The organism is Nostoc sp. 'Lobaria pulmonaria (5183) cyanobiont', from assembly GCF_002949795.1.
Taxonomy (GTDB): domain Bacteria; phylum Cyanobacteriota; class Cyanobacteriia; order Cyanobacteriales; family Nostocaceae; genus Nostoc.
Window position 1 is genome coordinate 112,250 of the sequence record NZ_CP026692.1, and the last position, 23,137, is coordinate 135,386.

Annotated in this window: 12 protein-coding genes; 4 read left to right on the top strand and 8 right to left on the bottom strand. The window is 42.7% G+C overall.

Annotated features, from left to right (window positions below; genetic code table 11):
- Positions 1-3 precede the first annotated feature (3 nt).
- Positions 4-1,158 carry an L-histidine N(alpha)-methyltransferase gene (locus tag NLP_RS00465; protein ID WP_104904677.1) on the bottom strand — a complete coding sequence of 385 codons (1,155 nt, stop codon included), beginning with the start codon at positions 1,156-1,158 and terminating at the stop codon, positions 4-6.
- A 569-nt stretch (positions 1,159-1,727) separates the two neighbouring features.
- Between NLP_RS00465 and NLP_RS00470 the strand changes: the two genes are divergently transcribed.
- Entirely contained in the window at positions 1,728-2,684 is a 957-nt protein-coding gene (locus tag NLP_RS00470; protein ID WP_104904678.1) for an N-acetylmuramoyl-L-alanine amidase, read from the top strand.
- Positions 2,685-3,286: 602 nt separating this feature from the next.
- Here NLP_RS00470 and NLP_RS00475 read toward each other — a convergent pair.
- Both NLP_RS00475 and NLP_RS00480 read right to left on the bottom strand, forming a co-directional pair.
- Positions 3,287-5,509 (bottom strand): EAL domain-containing protein, encoded by a 2,223-nt coding sequence (locus tag NLP_RS00475; RefSeq protein ID WP_104904679.1) that lies wholly within the window; start codon positions 5,507-5,509, stop codon positions 3,287-3,289.
- A 612-nt stretch (positions 5,510-6,121) separates the two neighbouring features.
- Positions 6,122-10,387 carry an ATP-binding protein gene (locus NLP_RS00480; protein ID WP_104904680.1) on the bottom strand — a complete coding sequence of 1,422 codons (4,266 nt, stop codon included), beginning with the start codon at positions 10,385-10,387 and terminating at the stop codon, positions 6,122-6,124.
- A gap of 619 nt (positions 10,388-11,006) precedes the next feature.
- Here NLP_RS00480 and NLP_RS32615 point away from each other — a divergent pair.
- A complete protein-coding gene (locus NLP_RS32615; protein WP_234017144.1) occupies positions 11,007-11,204 on the top strand; it encodes a hypothetical protein in 198 nt (65 codons plus the stop codon).
- A gap of 220 nt (positions 11,205-11,424) precedes the next feature.
- Here the strand turns inward: NLP_RS32615 and NLP_RS32620 are convergent, their stop codons facing one another.
- From NLP_RS32620 to NLP_RS00495, 4 genes are all read right to left on the bottom strand, one after another.
- Positions 11,425-11,568 (bottom strand): hypothetical protein, encoded by a 144-nt coding sequence (locus NLP_RS32620; protein WP_158680240.1) that lies wholly within the window; start codon positions 11,566-11,568, stop codon positions 11,425-11,427.
- A gap of 174 nt (positions 11,569-11,742) precedes the next feature.
- Positions 11,743-12,789 (bottom strand): RNA 3'-terminal phosphate cyclase, encoded by a 1,047-nt coding sequence (rtcA, locus tag NLP_RS00485; protein WP_104904681.1) that lies wholly within the window; start codon positions 12,787-12,789, stop codon positions 11,743-11,745.
- A gap of 144 nt (positions 12,790-12,933) precedes the next feature.
- On the bottom strand, positions 12,934-14,301 hold the full coding sequence (locus NLP_RS00490) for an FAD-binding oxidoreductase (RefSeq protein WP_104904682.1): 1,368 nt from the start codon (positions 14,299-14,301) through the stop codon (positions 12,934-12,936).
- 181 nt (positions 14,302-14,482) lie between these two features.
- Positions 14,483-15,145 (bottom strand): GIY-YIG nuclease family protein, encoded by a 663-nt coding sequence (locus NLP_RS00495; protein ID WP_104904683.1) that lies wholly within the window; start codon positions 15,143-15,145, stop codon positions 14,483-14,485.
- Positions 15,146-15,316: 171 nt separating this feature from the next.
- Here NLP_RS00495 and NLP_RS00500 point away from each other — a divergent pair, with 171 nt between their 5' ends.
- Positions 15,317-16,246, top strand: a complete 930-nt coding sequence (locus tag NLP_RS00500) for a carbohydrate ABC transporter permease (RefSeq protein ID WP_104904684.1) — start codon at positions 15,317-15,319, stop codon at positions 16,244-16,246.
- Positions 16,247-16,472: 226 nt separating this feature from the next.
- Complete coding sequence (locus NLP_RS00505; RefSeq protein ID WP_234017145.1) at positions 16,473-16,910, top strand: Rpn family recombination-promoting nuclease/putative transposase; 438 nt, start codon at positions 16,473-16,475, stop codon at positions 16,908-16,910.
- A 32-nt stretch (positions 16,911-16,942) separates the two neighbouring features.
- On the opposite strand, the gene NLP_RS00510 is transcribed toward NLP_RS00505, so the two are convergent.
- Positions 16,943-22,924 (bottom strand): translocation/assembly module TamB domain-containing protein, encoded by a 5,982-nt coding sequence (locus tag NLP_RS00510; RefSeq protein WP_104904685.1) that lies wholly within the window; start codon positions 22,922-22,924, stop codon positions 16,943-16,945.
- Between the last annotated feature and the right edge of the window lie 213 nt (positions 22,925-23,137).

Here is a 23,137-nt window from a genome sequence, read left to right on the forward strand (position 1 = left end):
ATTTTACCTTTTAGACCATATATCATTTGCTACAGAAGGATTCTTGTTAATTCCTGAAGAGTCAGGGGCAATTAAGATTAAATCCATGCCAAATCCATTCTTTAAACGTGGTTCTAATACTGTGTGTAGCCTATCAACAAGCACCAGGTTGCAGTCTGATATAGTTTTCTCGATGCCATTAGAAGTATATTTCCGAGTCAGATATAAACGAATCGTATCTTGGTCTTCAAAATTCATTACCGACCGATCAGGTAACGTTACTTCAATTTTGTTTCCAGTTAGATTGCGATAGAGGATTTTTATTAAAATTCCTCTATCAGCTTCTACAATACCTTCAAAAAATACACTATTTAAGTCGATATGTAAATCACTATTTTGCAGCAACGCGCTGGTGACAAACTCTTTAAATGATTTAGTTTTTGCATATTCTTTCGCTGCATTTTGTGCCGCTTCTTCGCTTAATTCCTCAGTGATAGCTACTTCTAAGAGTAGCCTATCTTCACTTCGCATTAGTTTAGAAATAGTTCGCAAAAGTTCTGTGTCTTGTTGAAAATTAGCTAATGTGTTCCCCAATAGCGAAAATAGCACGGAACCGTTATTGATAACTCTATCTAGTAGTTTTCGTAACTCGTCAACATTTCTCTCAATTGAGAAGTCAACTTGAATTGGCAACACATGGCTACCTTGCAATTGCGATCCTCTAGTTGCCCGTTGTACACCTAACCTTAACATCTCCGAACTCATATCAACTGGAAAGTAGAGGAAATCGGGATTTGCGTGAAACAATAAACTTAAAATGTGTTGGTCTTTTTCACCCGTGCCTACGCCTAAACTTACATAATGATATTTTTGATCTTTGATATTATTAGCATTAATTTGATGCCATCGATATCTAAAAGATTCTATACTCTCTTTCATCACGAGATAGAATCGATCGTTACAGGCATGATCCCAGGCGATCGTTGGGCCTATTCCCCAATAGGAAAAACCTGACAAAATCTCTTTTCCATCGCCTGTCGCAGAAAATTCTCCTCTCAATTCCTGCGTGAGTTCTGCAAGTTTGTTAGATTGATCTTCCCCTATAAAGCAGAGAGTCCACCCTAAGCCGGGTTCATTGATGGAATTCTCCAGTAGCTTCACAAAATTTAAAGATCCCATGTTGAGCCTCGTTTCTTGAGCAGTTTATTTGATAAATCTCGCACAGGTGTCTAGAAGCGATCGCGTATTCATTAATACTGTAAAGCATTATGTGTTAAGCTGCTCAGGGTTAACAAGAAGCCAAGGTTAGAGTCTGTCAAGGGTTTACGACCTTATAAACCCAGCTTCACATCAGGGAGCGCGTTCGGTTTCGGGATTTGGGCATTTAACTAAGTACTTTTGTCATGGCTTTCCACTTTTAGAAAGCGTTATTATCTAAAGAATGGTAGGCAATTGCTAGATTTCAATTTATTGCAATAATTGCAATAAATTACTGGTTATTCTCGATATTGATAAATTATAATAGTTGTGTTTTTGGTTAAAATATAGCTTTGAATTAGTAGATTTTACCAAATAAAAGTTGCTGTTCAGGTTCGGACAAAAACTTCTTTGGTTTAATAGCGTAGGAATGCTGAAAAGAATGCAGCCATTGCTAACAAGTATTTAAACAAAGCTATTCACCAAACTTTGTTTATATAATTATAAGAGTTTTGGACTAGTGTAAAAACAAGTAAATTGAGGATGAAATCATGAAATTCGGAATTGATAGCGGGCACAATTGTCCACCAGACACAGGAGCTAGAGGAATTAAATTTGAGGATAATTTAACTCTAGATGTAGGTAATAGAGTTATAGCCAAGTTAAGAGCTTTAGGAAATGAAGTCGTAGTATGTAGACCAAGTAGTGCTAGTACAGTCCGTGACTCCCTCTCAAAAAGATGTTCTACAGCTAATGGAAGTAAAGTAGATATTTACGTCTCGATTCATTTTAACTCCTTTAACGGGCAAGCTAATGGCACCGAAGTATTTGCAACTAGCGAGACAGGTAGAAAAATCGCTAAACCTGTATTAGATGAAATCGTCAAGTTAGGATTTTTTAATCGTGGTGTTAAGAGTGGTTCCCACTTGTTTGTTCTGAAAAATACAGATATGCCTGCGATTCTTGTAGAAGGTTGCTTTGTGGATTCGCAAAAAGATATGAATCTTTATAATCCAGAAGCAATGGCTAATGCGATTGTCAAAGGCTTAACTGGTAAAGTGGCAAGTGTTCCTGTTAACCCTGTACCAGATGAAGAAGATAATGTAGATACCACGATTATCAGACTGCAAAAAGCCTTAAATCAACTAAAAATAACTGATAAAAATGGTAAGGCGTTAATGGAAGATGGCTTCACAGGGGCTAACACCAAATCTGCTGTAGAAAAATTTCAGACTATTGTTGGGGTTCAGTCAACTGGAATTGCTGACTCAGCTACATGGAATGCCATAAATCAAATTTTGGCAAAACGAATACTTAGACCAAACCATGCTGGTAATGCAGTTGTCAGATACTTGCAATACCGTTTAGGTGTTGATAATGATGGCGTCTACGGCCCGCAAACAGAAGTTGTAGTTAAGAACTTTCAAAAGCAAAATGGTTTAGATGCTGATGGAATTATCGGGCCTGCTAGCTGGCAGAAATTAATTGGTTCGGCTGATGGGAACTAGAGACTAGAGACTGGGGTAGTAGGAGTGCTGAGTAAAGAAGTTGGGAATCTGACTTCTTTACTCAGAACTCGGAACGGGCTAAACCCTAGCTATCCACTAACAGAAATGTTTTGCTTAATGAATAAGTGAAGGGGATAATTTTAGCAAACTTACAATTATATCTTTGGCAAGCACCCAAACTGTCAATCATTCTGGCACAATTTGTAATTCTTAAATCATTGCCTATGTGCTAAATAATCCCAATAAAAAATGATTAGTAAGAGTGCGTTGTCTTTTCAGAAATAGGAAATTCAACACTTTCAGCCCGCACAGGAATTACAATACCTTCCCGAAGCAGTGCATTCTTAAAAATCTTCCGAAGAACGCGCTGAATCTGAAGATGTTTTCCGGGTTTCACCTTTCTGAACATAAAACTGAATTATTTTAACGGTTGTATATCAGAATCTACTGAGATTATCAAGGTATCTCTAAAATGATAATTATTTCATATAATTATGGATTGTCAAGCCATAAACATTTTACTTAGGCGTTAATTTTTCGTGTGAATTGTATGGTCTATATTTTGCCCAAGTAAACTTCGGTGCAGAATAAAAGAGCATAGCTTATCTAGCATCAGCATCCTGACAATCCATCTGCACCACACAATTTCTTCCTTGTGCTTTTGCTTCGTAGAGTCCTTGGTCAGCAGCAGCAATTAAGGTTGCAGGAGATAATTGGCTATCAGGAGTAATGGTTGCCACACCAAGACTTAGGGTAATAAATTCACTGACCTGAGAATGGGGATGAGGCATTTGTAATCCACTAATATTGGTCTGAATATCTCTTGCAACTGCAATGGCCCCTTCAATATCAGTATTCGGCAAAATGACTGCAAACTCTTCTCCGCCATAACGAGCAACTAAATCAGCGGGGTGTTTAACTGTCTGAGAGATTGCCTTAGCAACCTGTCTAAGTGCATCATCTCCTGCCAGATGCCCATGCGTATCGTTGTAAAGCTTAAAGTAATCGACATCACACAAAATCAAAGATAGCGAACCTTGCTCTCGTGCCAACCATTGCCACTGCGTGTTTAACGTCTCATCAAAGCAGCGTCGATTTGCCACTTGGGTTAGACCATCCGAACAGGCAAGGCGCTGTAATTCCTGGTTTGCTTGTTGTAATTGGTGGTAAAGTTCTGATTGCTGAATAGCGATCGCAGCTTGACCTGCTAACTGGTTAAACAAGTTAATCTCCGATTGCTGCCATTGTCTGGGATGACGGCATTGGTGAGCAATCAATAGTCCCCACAAACACCCTTGCTGCAAAATGGGCACGACAAGGTTTGCCCGGATTTGCAGACTTTTGAGGAGGTGAATATGACATGGCGATAATCCCGCAGTTTCAATGTTTTCGATCGCTCTGGTGTTACCTTGTTGATAGTAAGCTGCACGCGTGGATTTAAAGCAGGTATCCATGACGTGAAATCCCAAAATCGACATACACCCTTCTGCTAAAGATTCTACAACAACTAACCCACTCCAGTCTGGCTTAAACTGATACATCACCACTCGATCTACCTCAAACAGTTGTCGCACCTCGGCTACCGTGGTTTGCAAAATCTCGTCTAACTCCAAGGATTGGCGAATGCGCTGCGTCACATCTGCGACAATTCGCTCAGGTTCGCTTTGGTGTCGGACAACACGCTGTTCAACCTGCTGAGAATATGTCGATGCTACAGTTAACACGATCGGATCAAAGTAAGGGGTTGTAGTGACAGGCACTGCACTGGGTTTACCAATCAAATAGCCTTGAGCAAAATTTGCACCTCGTTCTCGCAACCAATTCAGTTCCTCAATGCATTCAATTCCTTCAGCAACAGTCTGGATGTTTAACTTTTGAGTAATCTCTAGAAGTTTCTCGGTAATTGAAGCTTTGTAAAGGTCTTGATGTACATCTCGAATTAACTCCATATCCAGCTTGATAAAGTCTGGACGTAACTGATGCAGCAAGTTTAGGCTGGAATAGCCAGAACCAAGGTCATCAAGAGCGACTAAAAACCCAGCATCCCGGTAGTATTTAAGCACTGTCTTCAGATGGGTTAAATCTTGAGGATTGTCTGATTCTACAACTTCAAAAACAACGCGATCGTGGGAAATTCCGGCAGTATCAATTGCCTCTACCGTACTACGTAGGCAAAAAGCTGGGTCATAAAGTGATGTTGGGGCAAAATTGATGAAGATGTGCCCACTCACTTCATATCGGCTGAATTGAGTGATTGTGCTGAGGCGAGCAACTTGGTCTACTTGTGGTAGAAGTCCGGCTTCGGTTGCTAACTCCACAATTGGTGTCGGTAACACTAAATTGCCTTGTTCATCCAGTCCCCGCAAAAGCGATTCATATCCAAAAATCTGCGATGTATCGTTAATTGAGACAATTGGTTGGAAGTAACTGGTGAATCGTTCTGTTGCCAGCATTTCAACCAGCCAGCCGGATTGGTTCAACTTAATGAAGCGTTGTAATGAGGCTATGTCACTAAAATCATGGAGTTGAGGTTGGAAAGTGCCTTGAATGAAAAGGACTTGCGTCTCTTTTAATTCTCTTGGTGCAAGTAGTTTGGCCAGGTTACGAGCAATTTCTAGGGACTGTCCGGGTCTACACTCCAAACTCAAACCTGGTCGCTCCTGCATCAGTTCATACTTAAAGGCAAACTGTTGTAGGTAGGAAGTGACTTTTTTTAGGGTATGTGGAACGGGGAACCAGAGAAAGAGCCTACCTGCCTCTTTAGTCCGGCAGCGTGCAACATTACGACAAGCACAGGTTTTGGAGATAGGATATATTTGGCTCATAGCTAAATAATTTGCTCAATCTGATTTATTCTATTATTCCCACTATTTTTACTGTAAAAGATAAACTACACTTCAAATACGTGAAGATTTGATGAGTTAAGTAAACTGAATAATTTAGCTGAGTAAGTGACTTTGCAACATATACCAAAATTTATACTAAAACCACAAGTAATTGCCGATGTTTTTGTGCAATTAAGCAACAGAACGAGGAGTTATATTAACAATTTAAGTTACAAAATAAAGGCAAAATTAGCCAGTTTAGGAACAGCTTTTAGCTAGATTAATTCAGATATAAATATATCTTTTGGAAGAGTGAATCTACCTCAATAAACAACAAAACTTTTGAGAAAATTTAATAAATTAAGCCATTAATCAAAAACCCTCACCCTAAATCCCTCTCCCAATTTTGGGAGAGGGACTTTGAAATTAGCTCCCTTCTCCTAATTTTGGGAGAAGGGGTTGAGGGATGAGGGCGAATTTTGCATTTGTGCAAGTGGTCTATTGAATGGTTTGGGGGAAATAAATATCTAATGTTAATATTTCTTCCACGAATAAATTTATCAATTCCTCGTGTAGAGACATTTATATAGTTTATGCACTGCAACTGAATACTCAGACATTCCCACTTCGACCAATTAGAGTTGCAATTGCCTTGACTAACTCATCTGGTTCAACGGGTTTGGAGAGATGCTTTTGAAACCCTGATTCAAGCGCTTGTTGCTGATTGATTTCTCCGGCATAAGCAGTTAAAGCGATCGCCAGAATTTGTTTGGCTTGGTTTGCCTGTAATGCTTTAACTTGGCGCATTAGCATATAGCCATCCATCTCTGGCATCCCAATATCACTGAGCAGCGTATCTGGTTCTGACTCTGCCAAAATTTGTAATGCTTCTTTTGCTGATGTGACTGCTGTCACCATTGCTCCAGCCTGTTCTAGTACAAATGTGTGGAAGTCACGGGTATCATCGTCATCATCTACAACTAAGATTTGGATGCCTGCAAGGATTTCAGTCGGAGAAGAAGGATTTAATGCCGCAATATCTATGTGTTGTTTTGGAGTTAAATCTTTTTTAATTAGTGGTATCATGACTCTAAAAGTAGCTCCTTGCCCTTCACCTAAACTTTCTGCCCAAATTGTGCCGCCATGTAATTCTACCAAATGACGGACAATTGCTAACCCTAACCCCAAGCCACCAAATTTTCGGGTTATTGTACTATCAGCCTGACGAAAATATTCAAACACATAAGGCAGAAAGTCAGGGCTGATTCCCTTACCTGTGTCACTGACGGTAATCTGAGCTTGAGTGTCAACGCGCTCTAGTTGAATATCAATTTTTCCTCCTTCAGGAGTGAATTTAACGGCATTCGTTAAGAGATTCCAGATAACTTGTTGTAAACGACCGGAATCACCCAAAACTTCCCCAAAAGAAGCATCCAGCATCGTCTGAATTTGAATATTTTTAGCTTCTGCTGCCAAACGCACTGTTTCCAATCCCCCCTCAATCACAAATACTAGGTTGACAGGTAACATCTTCAGGTTGAGCTTACCTTGTAATATCCGAGAGACATCGAGCAAATCTTCAATTAGTTGAGCTTGTAATTTAGCATTCCGCTCGATAGTTGCGATCGCTTTCTTCAGGGCTGCTGGTTCAAACTCACGAGTCTGCAAGAGTCTCGCCCAACCAAGAATCGGATTGAGAGGCGATCGCAATTCATGGGAAAGTACCGCCAAAAACTCATCTTTAATTCGGTTGGCTCTTTCGGCTTCAGTTCTGGCAGCTTGCTCAAGTTCTAGGAGGCGATCGCGTTCGGCTTCTGCTACTTTGCGTTCTGTAATATCAATTACTGAGCCGATGTAACCTTTAAACTGACCGTCCACCCCAAACCACGGATTAGCGGCATCGATGCAAGAGCGATATTTGCCATCTTTGCGCCGCAAGCGGTACTCCAAACGGAAGGCCGAGTAACTTTTATTAGCTTCCAGAAAAACATTCCTAGCGTCATTGTAGTCTTCTGGATGCACAGCATTTAACCAGCCAAATCCCAGACCCATTTCCTCGCTCTGACCTGTAAAATCGTACCAGCTTTGACTGAGATAGGTGCAGTAGCCATCGCTGTCTGTTACCCAAACCATGAAGGGGGCATTGTCAGCCATGTTGCGGAACTTTTCTTCGCTTTCCCGAAGTGCTTTTTCTGCCTGTTTGCGATCGCTGATGTCTGTAACAAAAATGCTTACTCCTTCTGCAAAGGGGTAGATGCGATTTTCAAACCAGCGTTGCCAAGCCGGATAAAAGTATTCAAACTGAACGACAGTGTTTTGTGCGTTCGCCAAAGGCGTTGGTAGAGCCATCGCCCGATGAACCTCGGTATCAAACTCGCTGTTAATCACATCTGGAAAAACTTCCCAAACGATCCTACCTATTAATTCTTCTTTTGGGATGCCAACAATTTCTGCTACTTGATCGTTGACAAAGGTATAACGCCACTCTCGATCCAATACAAAGAATTGGTCTTGGATACCAGCGATGACAGTCTCTAGGTGTGCTTTTGCTACCTCAGCTTCAATTCGCAGCCCTTGCTCACGTTCCATTGCCTCTTGGCGGAGACGAGCCATTTTTAGAGCTGCCTCTACCCGCGCCAACAATTCACGGGCAGAGAAAGGTTTAATCAGATAATCATCGGCTCCCGCTTCTAACCCTTCCACCCGTGCCTCTTCTCCCGCCCGTGCCGACAACAGGATGATCGGAACTTTTTGTGTCTGCGGATTGGCTCGTAATGCTTGCAGCAGTCCAAAGCCATCTAATCCAGGCATCATCACATCTGTCAGTACCAAATCTGGGACACGTCCACGAGCAGAATCTAAAGCAGCTAAACCGTCCGGCACTGATTCCACTTCATACTGCTGACTTAATAGCCGATTGACATAATCACGCATATCTGCGTTGTCATCAGCTAGGAGAATTCTCGCAGAGGGTGCAGAGGGGTACAGAGGCAGAAGGGAAAATACTTCCTTCTCCCCTGCTCCCCTGCTCCCCTGCTCCCCTGCTTCTTGTGGTAGCCACCGCAGGGCTTCTTCTAGATAAGGTGTTGCCCCTAATGCGGTTGAAGCTAAAGTTCGCGGGGCACTAATCCGGTCTGGAGGCAAATGAGTATATCCTGTTGGAATTGACACAGTAAAGCAACTGCCTACTCCGAGAAGACTGGTAACATCAACTCTTCCACCATGCATTTGCACCAATTCTTGCACCAGTGACAATCCAATTCCTGACCCTTCAAAAGTGCGTCCTTGCGCCCCTTTGACCCGATGAAATCGTTCAAAAAGGTGGGGGATTTCTGCTGCTGGGATACCGATGCCTGTGTCTTTAACTGCGAACTCAATACGATCGTTTGACCAGTGCAAACTAACTGTAATTTTTCCAGCCATTGTGAACTTGAAGGCATTCGAGAGCAGATTAAGAACAATCTTTTCCCACATCTCTCGATCTACATACACTGGTTCTGGCAGGGAAGGACAATTGACTGATAACTGCATCCCTGCTCGTTCTACCGTTGAACGAAATACACTAGCTAGTTCTGCGGTGAAGGTGGCAAGGTTGGTGGGTTCATAAGATGCTTCAACCCTTCCGGCTTCAATGCGTGAAAAATCTAGTAAGCTGTTGACCAGTTTCAGCAGCCGAAGTCCGTTGCGTTGCACCATTTCTAGCTGCTCTCGTTCTTTGGCTGGAAGCAGAGTAGCACAAGTGGTTAAGGTGTCCTCTAATGGCCCCAACATCAAAGTAAGTGGGGTACGGAACTCGTGGCTGACGTTACTGAAAAAGACGGTTTTCGCGCGATCGATTTCTGCCAAGGCTTCAGCGCGTTTGCGTTCTTCCTCGTAAGCTTGGGCGTTAGCGATGCTGGCTGCAATTTGAGCCGCAACTAAATCAATGAATCCTTGATAATTGTCGTCGAATAGCCTGAAGGGGTTCAAACCAACGATTAATATACCAGCTTTTCCGGTTTGACCGGATGGGGCAATGGGTACTGCGATCGCTTGATGGGGCGATCGCTGCCAAACACCACAGGGTAGACTACTAAAAGACACTTCCAAATCGGAAATTAGTTTGGCTTGATGCTTTCTGATCACTTCCGCAAAGGGCCAAACGCAATCAGCATCGAGAGCCACTGTTTCTGGAACTGCTACGTGGTTTTGCCCAATGCGGCACGTTCCAGCCAGGAAAACTTCCTGCTTATCGGGATCAACCAGATAAATCATGGCGAAAGGGAGATCGTAAGGGTTGCTCTCCAGACAACTCGCACTTAGCGTACAGGCTTCATCGAATGTTCGCGCGTCTACTGTCCTCGCCGCTAATTCGCGCAAAAGTGCCAACTGACGCTCACTGATAATCCGTTGCGTGTCCTCTGTGTTGGCGCAAATGATCCCACCTGTGTCGCCCTGGTCATTAGGAACCGGGCTATATGAAAAAGTATAATAAGTTTCTTCTGGGTAGCCATTGCGCTCCATAATTAGCAGCAGCGCTTCGTCGTAAGTACCCTCATTTTTCAGCATCGCAGATTCAGCTCTCGGCCCAACCTGATCCCATATTTCCCGCCACACGTATGAAGCTGGCTGTCCAAATGCTGCTGGATGTTTGCCACCAATAATAGTCTTATAAGCGTCATTGTAAAGGTTAATCAGTTCCTCACCCCACCAAACAAACATAGGTTGACGGGAAGTTAGCATAATTCGCACGGCAGTCTTCAAACTCTGTGGCCACTGCTGTGTTGGGCCGAGGGATGTTTTTGACCAATCCTGTTCTCGCATCCTAGCACCCATTTCACCCCCACCGATAAGGAAATTTACGTCGGCGTTGCTTGCTAACGTTGACTCGTTCTTCATTAATTCCTCTCGATTGGTCATGTGTTGGTTACAGGCTACATCGGTGGTTGTCTGTTAGGAAAAATCCTCTATAAATTAGACCTTTACGCTTCTAAACATTGATTTTAGAGGATATTCAAAGGCATATACATACAGCGTGAGATGCCAATGCTGTGACTTTTCAAAGCATTGAAATTGCCTTTTCGGGGCAAGTTTCTACTTTTGCTATTTTTATTGTCTCCTTTATATCATCGATATTTAAAGTTACCAAGGGCGATTCTCATTAGACTATTTTTTGGAAGTCCCTACCCACAAGTGTTTGGTACGCTGTAGGTCAAGCAAACGGGTTTTAATAGGTTGCGCTATAATTCCCCTCCTTACGAAACTTTGAAGGAGGGAAATTATAGCATTCTAAGTATTTAAATCGTTTCTGTAAACATACCGGTTCGGGCAAATTCTTCTTCAGGGGTGAAGAGTGGAGGTTTATCCACAAGGCTAGGTTCAAAGTAGTATGTTTATTGCAGAAACTGTCCGCTAATGACAGCTTCCTCAGTTTTCTATCTCCCCTTATAAAAACTCCTTTGCCTTATTTCCAGTGTTGGGAATAGGGCCAATTTCTATTTTGCTGAACACTCCATGCATGATCCCATTGACAAAAATTAGGTCTATCCACAAAGCTCAAAGGTTCATCCTAGAGCATAATTTACTAGATGCAAAAGTCCGATACCCCATTGGGCATAATCACAGCCAACAACAAATATCTCTGTGTCTAATGCCCGATGCCCCATGCCCAATTCCCAGTCCCTTGTATTTGCGATCGCAAACTAACTTAACCTAAATATATGCCTTTAGCAGAGGTAAATTCAAAAACTATGTTCGATATTTAAGTAAATAGTAAGTATCAAGAACAACTGAACTCAGTTTTAACCCTACTTGCGATCGCCTCAATTTGTGGATGGGATTACATCACCTCCGCTTTATTAAGTGCAACTTCATAGAGAATTGGTATGAGATGAATTTAAGTGAGTGTCTATCTCATTCTGCCATTCTTTTCCTGCTCAAATTTTGCGATCATGCCATTCTGTAATCACTCCTTCCCGTCTTAAAAGAGTGAGGTGCTTTTCTAGTTTGTCGCGAAGTTTTTCATCTTCATGAGCATAAGAATAAAACACTTCAATAGCTTGATCAGGTTGCAATGACATAAGTTGCTTTATGACCCGAATCTCGGAAAGTAGGTTTAAATCTTTATCAAAGTTGTCTGCTAAAACTTGCAGCTTTTATTTGAAGGTAGAAGGGATCACAAGATTGATTTAAATTTACAGAATAGTTCTTTATAAGACTCTACCATATAGCAGTACTAAAGTAATAGCACTTGTTCATCTATTCAAACTCTTTACCGACACTATTTTATCAGCTTCATCTACTGTTATTTGCGCCAGCCCAAACTGTTCAATAACCGCTGCATTTGTCGTCAGATGCCTACTCACCTCAGCGACTCGATACTGACTTTCTTGTGAAGCTAAAGCAGCTGGCAATAATAACTGATCTGCTAAATGTTCATCCACTGCTGCGCCGGTGTAATGAAACTCAAGCAGTTGCTGACAAGCAATCTCTGCAACTGTTTCCGCCGACAACCGCAAACGCCCAAATCCACCAAAGCCAGTTAAGCTATTCTGATACTCAGCAGTGAGGAAAATACCCGCCCCAGGTGCGACACCTCTTTCTCGCAAGGTCTGTACAGCAACTTTTAAATGGGCTGACCGTAACAAATTCTCGGCACGATTCGCCATGCGTTGCGGAATATGAGAAGGCAATTCCGTCACCACTGCTAGCCCCCGCACCTGTTGTAAATCGCCCCGTTCCAACAAGTCGATCCCACCGAGTTTACCACCGCCATGCACCTGTAACTTTACCTCTCCCCCACCTTGGGGATACCACCCCCAAGCGCCTAACTTGACTTGGGCCTCTATACCCATGCGTTGCAGTATGGGCAGATAAACTTGCTCAATGTACGTCGCTGTCGGGCTAAAGTTCACATGAGTTCCACCCTTTAGTGTCACCAGGGAATTGCCAGATGCTAGCGCCAAAGGTAAGAGAATTGTTTGAAGAACTAGAGCGATCGCACCCGCAGAACCACCTTGTTGTGCTTTACTAACATCAAAGGTATAAATTCCAGCTTGCACAGCACTACCTGGGATGAATTCCAGCAGCATTGAACCCAAAGCATCACCTCGTAGTTGGGCATTACAAATTCTACCCGCCGCCCGAACTGCTGTTAAATGTTGTGCTGCTAATCCTGGCTTTTTACGTCCAGCGCGAATGCCAGTAATTCGTATGGGTTCACCGGTGATGGCGGCTAGACTTAAGGAAGTACGAAGAACTTGTCCGCCTCCCTCTCCGTAGGAACCGTCAATTTCAATCATGGGCGATTTTGAGATGTTGGATTTTGGGTTATCCCCACGGCTGTTAAAATCAAACCACAAATTATAAACGCCCAACAGCTAGCTTTTTAGAGGGAGGTTACACAAATATACAGAGAAATTTCTGATATGTATTTCTCTAGTTTGCTAATTTTGAATTTGGAATTGAATAACCTTGCTTTTACCAGGGTTCATCAACCCATAAGGATCGACTATTTCTTTAAATTTTAACTGCTCGCGATCGATAACTTTTCTGCCGCCGTCTTCAATAATATACGTATGAGGATTGGCAATACTCACACCCTGTTCTTCGTGATAGCGGATAATTTCATTGAGGCGTTCTTCTGTGGTGTAGCGCACAAGTTGCAATGCACCAGGAACTACGACACCATTCACCCGAAAAAACTCTAAATGCATCATTACCTCATCGCCGAAGTAATTATACATCTGCTCTACTAGTTGCAAACTGCGTAGGCGCAGCCCGCCAGAGGCATCACTAGGAAAGAGACTTTGTAAGTATGTAATACCAGTATCTACACTCCGGGCAAGTAAAGTGGTATGATTCCAGGAAAATTCTGCTAAATGTGTACCTTTGGCTGCTTCCTCATCTAGTTTTTTATATGTAATTTGTCCGCCGTATTGCTGCACCAAAGTCGGTAAAAATTCCAAACTTGGCTCGGAAATTATCAAAAAGACTGAGTGAGTCCCTTCAGGAATATACTCTTGTAAAGCGTGAAAGTACTGAGAAATTTGGGATGCAAAGACAGAAATCAACTTCTTAATCATGCCATCAGCATTGCCAATTGCCTGACCAAACTTTGCTGCTGTCATAAAGTCGTCAAAGGTGACAATGACTTCTGCCCAAGGATAAGCTGGCCCTAAAGGAATTTCGACTTCAGTGATGATGCCATTAATTCCCCAAGCATGATTTACCTTTTGGACATCATCGCCGCGTAATGCGATCGCACGGGGTTCGTCTTCTACAGTTATCACTCGCAGTGCTAAGATATTACCGCGATCGGCTAATAACCCATATTGGATCGAGCCAATACCGCCACTTCCCCCAGCGATAAATCCCCCAATTGTCGCTGTGCGGTACGTAGAGGGTGCCATACGGATTTCCCAGCCGATTTCTCGTGTTTTTTTATCCAAAGCTGCCAACTTCACCCCAGCTTCCACCCGCGCCACTCCCGGTTTTACCCAAAGAATCTCTTGCAGCCGCGTCATATCTAAAATTACGCCACCGTGCAACGGTACACATTGCCCATAATTCCCAGTTCCCGCGCCTCGCACAGTTATAGGTATACGATGTTTTGCACAGGCGGCTGCAACTTTTAAAACTTCTGCTTCATTAGCAGGACGCACTACGATATCTCCAACTTTTCCCTCTAGTTTCGACACTAACACGGGGCTAAAAGTGTGATAATCCTGGGATAGTTTTGCGACTTGGGTAGAGTCGGTAATAGTTTCTATACCTTCTAGAGAATTAATCAGAGCATCTAATTTTGTCGTCATAACTTATATCCTTTTTTTTTAACGCAGAGAAACGCAAAGGAACGCAGATAATTAACTCCTCTGCAAACCTTTGCGCTTCCCTCAGCGCCCCTCTGCGTTTTAAAATCTTAACTCTCATGTTTCACAGCACTTTCATGCCACTTACTCAAAAAGTCAGATAGCGCACTCAAGCAGACAAAAATCAATACTTAGTTTCCTGTGTCTGTGCGTCGATAATTACACTCCAGTCATCGTTTTTCACAGCAGCTTCAAGTTGACGCTGACGTTCGGCTTCACTTGCATCTATTGTTTCTGACTCTTTAGAAAGGGTTGTATCAGCCATTGCTTTCCGCAGTTTTAGCTTTTTCTCCTCGTAGGCTTGAAGTTGGGCTTCTGACATTACCGCCTTAGTCGCTTCACCTACCGTACTAGCCCACATTCCGCAATCAGTTGCATTACCAGGTGGCGTACTTTCGAGTTCTGCTATCCACGCATCTCGCAAATCTTCCATTTCTTGACGTTTGGGAAACTTGAATGCTTGCACACGTACAAAAGCACACTTTTGCTCACCATTTTGGCGAAGATGGCCGTTTAAGGAAAGCAACACATTCCGAGAATAGCCAATGTACTGCGTGTAACGTTCTGCATCTAATACTGCGTAAACTCCGGCAATTTTAGCGTTCTGAGCAGCTACACTCCAAGCCTCAAAGTCAATAATTTCAGTACCATTGTTTGCCAGTTCAGGAGTTATACTCACCTCAATGGCGGCGTGTTCGTTGTCAGAACTATACAAAAAATCATGCAGTCCACGGTGGTTTATGGGGACATTTTGATGTTCAATTGGCGGATTGTGCTGAGTTTCCATTGCAGTTGATCTCCAAGTTATTAATTAATGATGTTTACGACGAGCTTCTCTACGAGAGGCTACACCAATACTTACGCAAGTAAATATATGCCCTTAAAATATTGAAGCTTAAATCTACTCACATCTCCAAATCCTTGTTCTGACAAAGCAAAAACAACTATTAAACTTCTTATGAATCAATTGATACCTAAAAATTGGATTTTCATCAAACAGCGGCTCACTCCTTATTTATTTTTACTACCCGCCTTAGTTATTTTAGGCTTAACTGTCTTTTGGCCTGCACTGCAAGCGTTTTACCTCAGCTTTACCAGCTATGAAGACATTGCCCAGCCGCCACAATGGATAGGTTTCGCCAACTTTCTTAAGCTTTGGAAGGATGCAGTTTTTTGGAAAACCTTGGAAAACACTTTTTTATATCTTGTAGGTGTAGTACCAATTTTAGTAATTGCTCCCTTAATACTGGCAATTTTGGTAAATCAGAAACTGCGGGGAATGAATTGGTTTAGAGCAGCGTACTACACTCCAGTGGTAATTTCAATGGTGGTTGCGGGAATAGCTTGGAAATGGCTGTATGCAGAAAACGGATTACTGAATCAGTTATTTAAAGCTTTAGGTCTTTTTCCAGAAGGTATTCCTTGGCTAACTAGCCCAGCAAAAATTTTTGGCATTGTACCAATTTCTCTTGCCAGCGTCATGGCTGTCACCGTGTGGAAAGGATTAGGCTACTACATGGTGATTTATTTAGCGGGGTTGCAATCAATTCCCGCTGATGTGTATGAAGCCGCAGCCATTGATGGCTCTGATGGTATTAGCAAACATTGGGATATTACCATACCTTTAATGAAGCCATATCTAGCACTAGTAGCGGTAATTTCGGCTATTTCTGCGACCAAAGTGTTTGAAGAAGTCTATATTATGACTCAAGGAGGCCCACTCAGTAGCTCGAAAACGATTGTTTATTATTTATATGAGCAAGCCTTCAACAACTTGGAAATTAGCTATGCTTGCACAATTGGACTAGTGCTATTTTTGATAATTTTAGCATTGTCAGTTTTGCGATTAACTATTAATCAGCAAGGTGATGATAATATCACAATTTAATATTGCCTGAATTTAAATATATTAAATATAGACAAATCATCTTCTCTCAGCCCCGATAATCTGAAAATATTCAAATATCGAGAGTGCATGAAAACAGACACGATTTTTTACATCTTATTCCAAACTCTTCCAGGTGTGTTATTTTAACTTTTGGAACAATCGCAAGCTTTAGCATTACACTACCAATTTACCTCAGTACAAATCAAATAATTAGCACGTTGCATCGATGGCTTCATTAGCTCCACAGCAAATTCGTATAATTTATTTAGACGAGTTAGATGATGTACCATCACCTTCGATTGGGCTAGGCATAATTAAGTTAGTACTTGCAGCAGAAGATCAAGCCGTACAGCAAGCGAAAAACTTGATAAAACAAGTACAAAAAACGGATGAAGCTAACCGTAGCAATCTTTTAGAATTAGTAGAGAGAATGCTTATCTACAAATTTGTAAACAAAACTCAGCAGGAGTTAGAAGCGATGTTTGGATTAACCGATTGGAGACAAACTAAATTTTACCAGGAAGTAAAGGAAGAAACAAAGCTCGATACGATACCACGTCTACTTAAGTTTGGTTTAAGTATAGAGCAAATTGCTGAAGCATTAGAATTGGATGTTAAACAGATACGACAAGCTATTGAGAAGCAAGGAGAAGAGAGAACATAAAGAGTAATTTGTAATTTAAGAGATTTATTTATTTAAAACCGCGTTTGATATTCCACTACTGCACGACTGTCATCAGTTAAGTTAGTGGAAGCACGCACACGAAATTCATTGTTTATCCGGTAATTAATACCCCATTGGAAGGGGTCGTTTGTTGTCAAAATTTTAATACTGGAAACGGATATTTTAGAAGAAATGTCAACCCCAGCCTCCGCTGCTAATTCTAAAGATGAATTGCTTCTTCCAGCTTCGGGATTCTCAGAAATAACGGTAGGAAATATCCGCAGTTCACTTAAGCCAAAGGTACTTCCAATCTGGTTAAAAGCTGACTGAAAATTGTTAAACACAGCCGAACCTGCGATGTTAATCAGACCTAAAGTACTGTCTGCACGTCCTTGGGTGTCTACAAATCCACCTCCTAAAAGAGCAACAATTTCAGTTTGACTACGTGACGGACTACTTGTTAATTCTAAATTTTTATCCAATTTGCTGGCTAAACCGTTGATAGTGGCTTCGACTCGAACACTCTCTAACGCTGATAAACCTGTGGAATTTACCCGCCCAAAGTCATTACTTTGAATTACATCCAGTACTTTGGCAAATAACCGAATATCTAAGTTGGGGTCGCGGGGTTGAGAAGGACTAAAAGTTGCAGTGTGTTTATAGCCACGAACAAGGTTAAATTGGGTAGTAAATAAATTCACCCCACCTTTTTCTAACTGGATAGTACCATCGGGTATTGGCTGATTAATTGAGCCGTTAACTATGAGATTACCAGTTGCGCGGAAACTGAGAATAGGTGGACGGGTAATTTGGACGTTTTTACCGAGTTCTAAATCTAGATTATTAAATCTAGCAATCGCATTTCCCGTCCCATTTTCAATTTCAAATTTGCTCTGCTTATTGGCTTTGGTGGGTGATACACCAAAACTACCATTTGCAGATGAAGCGGTGCTGGTAGATTCTGCGAGCAATACCTGACCATCAAATAAATTTACTTGACCGCCAATTACTGGGTTAAGGGCAGAACCAGTAATCTGTAAATTGCCGCTAGCACCTCCCAGGTAAAGTCCCTTTAGAGTTAACTTCAGCCGATCGAGATTAACAGTCAGAGGATTTTTGATAGTTATGTTCTCATTGTTGAAAATGGGAATTTCACCAGCAGCTTCTACCGTCCCACGGCTAAATCTACCTTGAAGATTTTCTACTAAGATACTGTCAAAATTAAACAGTACTCTACCTGTGACGCGTCTCAACTTACCTGGCAAAGCCTGGGCTGAAAAAGTAGCATTATTAATAGTAGCAATTCCATTTACTTCGGGTTTTTGCAGTGTTCCCCGCACTTTGAGGTCTACTTCTCCTTCACCTTTCTCAAATACCACTTGATTAGTCAATGCGTTTAATAGTGCCAATCCCTCGTTTTCCAACTTCATATCTAAACTGATTTGATCGCTGTCTGGTGCGACGGAAGCAAAAGGTAATTTATAAGGGATACTGCCAGTAATATCAACGGGTTTTGGCCCAGCAACTGCTACAGTACTACCAAAGTTTAAGCGTCCATTGGCATAGCTGAAACTTGCGATCGCTGACTCTATTTTGTTCTGATTTAGTATTCCTTCTGTGATTTGCAATTCCCCTCTAGCTTGGGGATTAGCAATACTACCTGCTAAAGCTGCTGTAGCGTTAAGATTACCTGTGATTCCAATTGGTAGTTTGACAACATTATTCAATAGTTGTACTGGAAAATTATTCACCCGTAACTGACCAGATTGTTCATCACCACCAACGTTACCCGTAAAGGCAATCAGCCTGTTTTGAGACTGGATTCGTAATGGTCGCAAACTCAAAACACCGTTCTCAAAGTTGCCTTCGGCAATCACTTGATCAGCAGTATAAAAACGATTTGGTTCTTCCTTTTTACCCCAGACAAACTTTTGTCCATTCAAATTAAAATCCACTGATAATCCATTAGCTGTAGCTGTATTTACAGCCACTTCCCCATTGAAAGTCCCCTTTAAGTCTGCCAAATCTGGTATGGGAGTAGAATTAAGTCGCTGTTCTTCCTGTTCTGCCAGCAAAGCTTGAATTTCAGAAAACCGTTGGATTTGGGTGAATAAGGGTTCGTTTGGCGTTCCTTGGGGGTTGGTAGTCAGATCCGCTGCTGTGCCGTAGATTTCTGCTGAACCACCGGGCAAATTTTGTAAATCAAATATCTTTGCTACAGCTAGAACATCTTGGATCTCACCCTGGTTGACGTTGATTTTACCTTGTAGTTGAGGGCCTTTAGCACTTTGAGCAAAAGTACCGACAAGGGCGTAGCGACTTTTCCCCTTGACAAATTCGCTACTTGCGAGTGTGGCTTTACCGTCACCGTAGCGGAATTGAGCAGCTATTCGATCGCCTTTAATCCGGCCAATTTGGGGATTTGCGATCGCTAAATTCCCCGTTGTTGCCAATGTCTGCTGATTAAACAACAAATCCCCAGTTAACAATCCAGCTATCTTACCAGCACCCAGTCGAGTAATTGGTGGCGGAGTCAAATTCAATATTTGTAAGGGGAAATTAGCAACTTTCACTGCCCAATCATTCCCTTGAACATTACCTATGGCTGATGCTTGCTGCCATTTGACTAAGAAAGATTTCGGGTGATTATTGGCATCTAAATTGAAGGATAAGCGATCGCTATTTCCCGCCAAGTTCAAACTCAAACCGCGTCCCTGTGCGGTATCGATGTTTCCAGTTAACAACGGCTCAAAAGCAATATCTTCAACAACTAAGTCTCGTAAATTAATTTGCCCTACTACATTTGGCAAGGGTAGTTTACCAGTGATTTGTCCATTAAAATCTACTCTTCCCGCCACAGCAACCTGATTAGGAAGATTAATTGGTAACTGTTTTAAGTTGTAATTCTGCGCCTGGACGTTGAGATTTAGGGCAGTAATTTCCGGTATACCTACCTTTGTTGCATTGGCTAATATGTTACCAGTCACACTTAAACCGGGAGCCGTTGCTCGCTCAATGGTCAGTCTTTCACCACTCCAAGCGATTGCAGCACTCAGGGGTCGTTCAAGACCAGGAATACCTTGGGATAATTGCACCTGTCCAGCAGCACGCACATCAGCTAATTTAGACGATCCGAGCGTGCCAGCTAATTGTAACTGACCGCCAAACTGACCCCTTAATTGCTGATTTAATCGATTTAATTCCACACCAGCAGCATTAACTACAGCTTGATAGCGCCCATTAGCTACTTGGATATTAGAGGCTGTAATATTTCCACCTGCAACATCCAGCCGTCCCTGACCACTGGCTTGGATAGTTCGTGGTTGAAAGGATTCAACAGAACCCGCCACGTTTGCTTGACCAGTTAACGTCCCTCGTAACTGCGGTGGTACTGCTGCTAACTGCTGTAAAGGTACATTAGTTGCCTGAACTTGCGCCTGATATACACCATTACCCACTTGGATATTAGAGGCTGTAATAGTTCCACCCGCAACATTTACCCGCGCCTGACCGTTGGCTTGAATAGTTTGCGGTTTAAAAGAATCAACAGAACCTGCCACATTTACTTGACCAGTTAACGTCCCTCGAAATTGCGGTGGTACTGCTGCCAACTGCCGCACAGGTACATTAGTTGCCTGAACTTGTGCCTGGTATACACCATTATCCAGTTGGATATTAGAGGCTGTAATAGTCCCACCCGCAACATTTACCCGCGCCTGACCGTTGGCTTGAATAGTTTGTGGTTTAAAAGAATCAACAGAACCCGCTACGTCGAACTGACCAGTTAACGCCCCTTGAAACTGCTTTGGCACTGTTGCCAATTGCTGCACAGGCACATTCTTAGCCTGAACTCGCGCCTGATAGACACCATTCGCCACTTGAATATTAGAGGCTGTAACCGTACCGCCACCAATAGCAAGGCGGCCCTCACCACTGCCACGGAAGGTTTTCAGGCTGAAATTATCTCTGCTACCTGCGATTTGGAACGTTCCCGCTAAAGGATTATTTAAAGCTGGGGGAGACTGTTTTAATATTTGTCCCAACCGTACACCATTAGCTACAAGTTGAGCCGAGAAGCTTTGGTCTTGCAGTTGGATATTAGAAACTGCAACTGTGCCGCCACCAATTTGAACTCCTGCACCATCACTGCGAATTGTGGCAATTTTAAATGGTGCTGTGCTGCCTGAGAGGAGGAGACGACCATTGAATTGTGCCCCAGCCAAAGAGACATTTTGCAGTTGACTTTTGTCTACAAAGGGTTCTAATTTTACCCCAGAGGCAACAGCTACAGCTTGCCAACGCTCATTGGCATAACTACCAGTTGCCCTGACAGTACCACCACTTACATTCAGAGCCACATTACGGAAAGAGACGGTGCGATTTGGAGCGATGCCTCCGGCAACCCCAGAGGGGAACGCAACTTCGCCTGTACCGGGGTAAGTTCCATTGGGAGCTTGAAACTGTACCACAGTTTGGACATTGGTGGGAGCGCCAGTTAGTTGAGCTGTACCTGAGACATTGCCGATTTGAAAGGTGGGTGTTATTTCATAAACTTTGGCGATCGCATCTCCTGGAACATTCTTGGCAGCGAAATTTAAATCCAGTTGCGGGCTTTTACCAAGTTGAATTGTACCAGCACCCGTAATCTCACCACCAATTTTAGCTTTACCTTGAATATCTTTTAGGGTAATTAAAGAGGAACTAGTAACAAGCTCAAACTTACTACTGATATTATTAAAATCAACTTTGTCAATTCGGGCAGTTTGAATCGTGGCAACTGAGCCGGAAAGAATTGGCTCTTTTGTCGATCCAGTAATCTGCAAAGAAGCTTGTACTTGTCCAGCGATCGGCACAGGTAGTTTTACCTTGAGAGTCTCCTGGGCATTCGCCAAACTCACCGCATTTACACGCGCTGCCAACTTAAAGCCTGCTTTAGAGTCGATGATTCCCGTAGCCACTAAAGGAATTTTGCCGTAGTTGCTAGTAACATTATTTAACTGCAACTCCGTTCCTTGGAAGTGGAGGTTTCCTTGGCTATTGCTCAATAATTGCGGGACTTTGGGTATTTGAAGCGTTACCCCTTGCACAGTAGCGTTGCCAAACAATAAACTCTGCTGTCCTGGTGTCAACCGAACTAACAAGTCGCCATTAGCTCGACCCGCCTGTAAGTTCACTGGTAACTTAATCAACCGAGTAATATTCTCAGCCAGAAAATCTTGTGCTTGCACTTGGAAGTTCCCTGCTAGCACCCTAGAACGTGTCTCTCCCTGAATGGAAATATTGCCACCACTGTCTGCTTGACCCCCGACTTCAAACCGTATCAACTGGTTGTTTGCTAAAAGTTGAGCAGAGCCGTTGAGTTGAGAAAATAGCACGGGTAAGTGCTGAGTCTTGTTAGCGGTAACGGGGCGTTTAGGCAGTGCTGAGTTAGAAATTGGGTATTTTCCTTTGCCCCCCTGCCCCCCTGCCCCCTCATTTACCCCTACTCTCTTCTGCGGCATCAATGCCAGCTTGGCATTGCGAAACCGCAGATTTTCCAAATCGGTTTTAATGGCACCCTCTTTACCTGACGACGCTATAGTAGTGGAAACCCAGCGTCCTTGGTCATTTTGTTCAATGTAAATATCTGGGTTGACTAAGGTGACATCTAGCTTTAAATGGTGGTTAAAGATTAATTGCAACAGATCAAAACCCACCTCTACAGATTCGACTGTGGCCCGATCTGGATCTGTGGGTGTGGGTGGGATAGTTGAAGCCCCAAACTGCACTCCCGTCAATGAAAATTGTGTAACTCTTCCCAGGTTTACCGGACGGTTGAGTGTAGTAGTGAGACTTTGTTGTGCCAAGGGTGTTAACTCTGTTTGAACAAAAGTCCACAACCGCCAAATACCGACAATCACTCCTAACAGTAAAAGTCCGCTCAAAGCAATGCTACCCCGACTCAACACCAGCAACCACATACGCTTGCGGTTAGGGGAAAGGTAGTAAGGATCTCGATCGGGATATTTAGTCATTTGCTTTCACTGTATTAATTGCCGGATGTCGCTGGCACACACAAGCATTAACTGGCACATTGGTTCAGTATGCCATTTCCAGGATACGCCAACGAAACCCAAGACCCCATTGGTTGAGTTACGGTATTTGCTCGATCCAATACTTATGCTTAATGATATTGGCGTTTTCAGGAAAATCTGAATTAGAGTGAAAATTGTTCCTATGACTTTCCT

Bases quoted from the DNA above. Each gene is read 5' to 3' on its own strand.
- NLP_RS00510 (WP_104904685.1), bottom strand. From the start codon at position 22,924: ATGACTAAATATCCCGATCGAGATCCTTACTACCTTTCCCCTAACCGC.
- NLP_RS00495 (WP_104904683.1), bottom strand. From the start codon at position 15,145: ATGGAAACTCAGCACAATCCGCCAATTGAACATCAAAATGTCCCCATA.
- NLP_RS00470 (WP_104904678.1), top strand. From the start codon at position 1,728: ATGAAATTCGGAATTGATAGCGGGCACAATTGTCCACCAGACACAGGA.
- NLP_RS00480 (WP_104904680.1), bottom strand. From the start codon at position 10,387: ATGAAGAACGAGTCAACGTTAGCAAGCAACGCCGACGTAAATTTCCTT.
- rtcA (WP_104904681.1), bottom strand. From the start codon at position 12,789: ATGATTGAAATTGACGGTTCCTACGGAGAGGGAGGCGGACAAGTTCTT.
- NLP_RS00500 (WP_104904684.1), top strand. From the start codon at position 15,317: ATGAATCAATTGATACCTAAAAATTGGATTTTCATCAAACAGCGGCTC.
- NLP_RS32615 (WP_234017144.1), top strand. From the start codon at position 11,007: ATGATCCCATTGACAAAAATTAGGTCTATCCACAAAGCTCAAAGGTTC.
- NLP_RS00505 (WP_234017145.1), top strand. From the start codon at position 16,473: ATGGCTTCATTAGCTCCACAGCAAATTCGTATAATTTATTTAGACGAG.
- NLP_RS00465 (WP_104904677.1), bottom strand. From the start codon at position 1,158: ATGGGATCTTTAAATTTTGTGAAGCTACTGGAGAATTCCATCAATGAA.
- NLP_RS00475 (WP_104904679.1), bottom strand. From the start codon at position 5,509: ATGAGCCAAATATATCCTATCTCCAAAACCTGTGCTTGTCGTAATGTT.
- NLP_RS32620 (WP_158680240.1), bottom strand. From the start codon at position 11,568: ATGTCATTGCAACCTGATCAAGCTATTGAAGTGTTTTATTCTTATGCT.
- NLP_RS00490 (WP_104904682.1), bottom strand. From the start codon at position 14,301: ATGACGACAAAATTAGATGCTCTGATTAATTCTCTAGAAGGTATAGAA.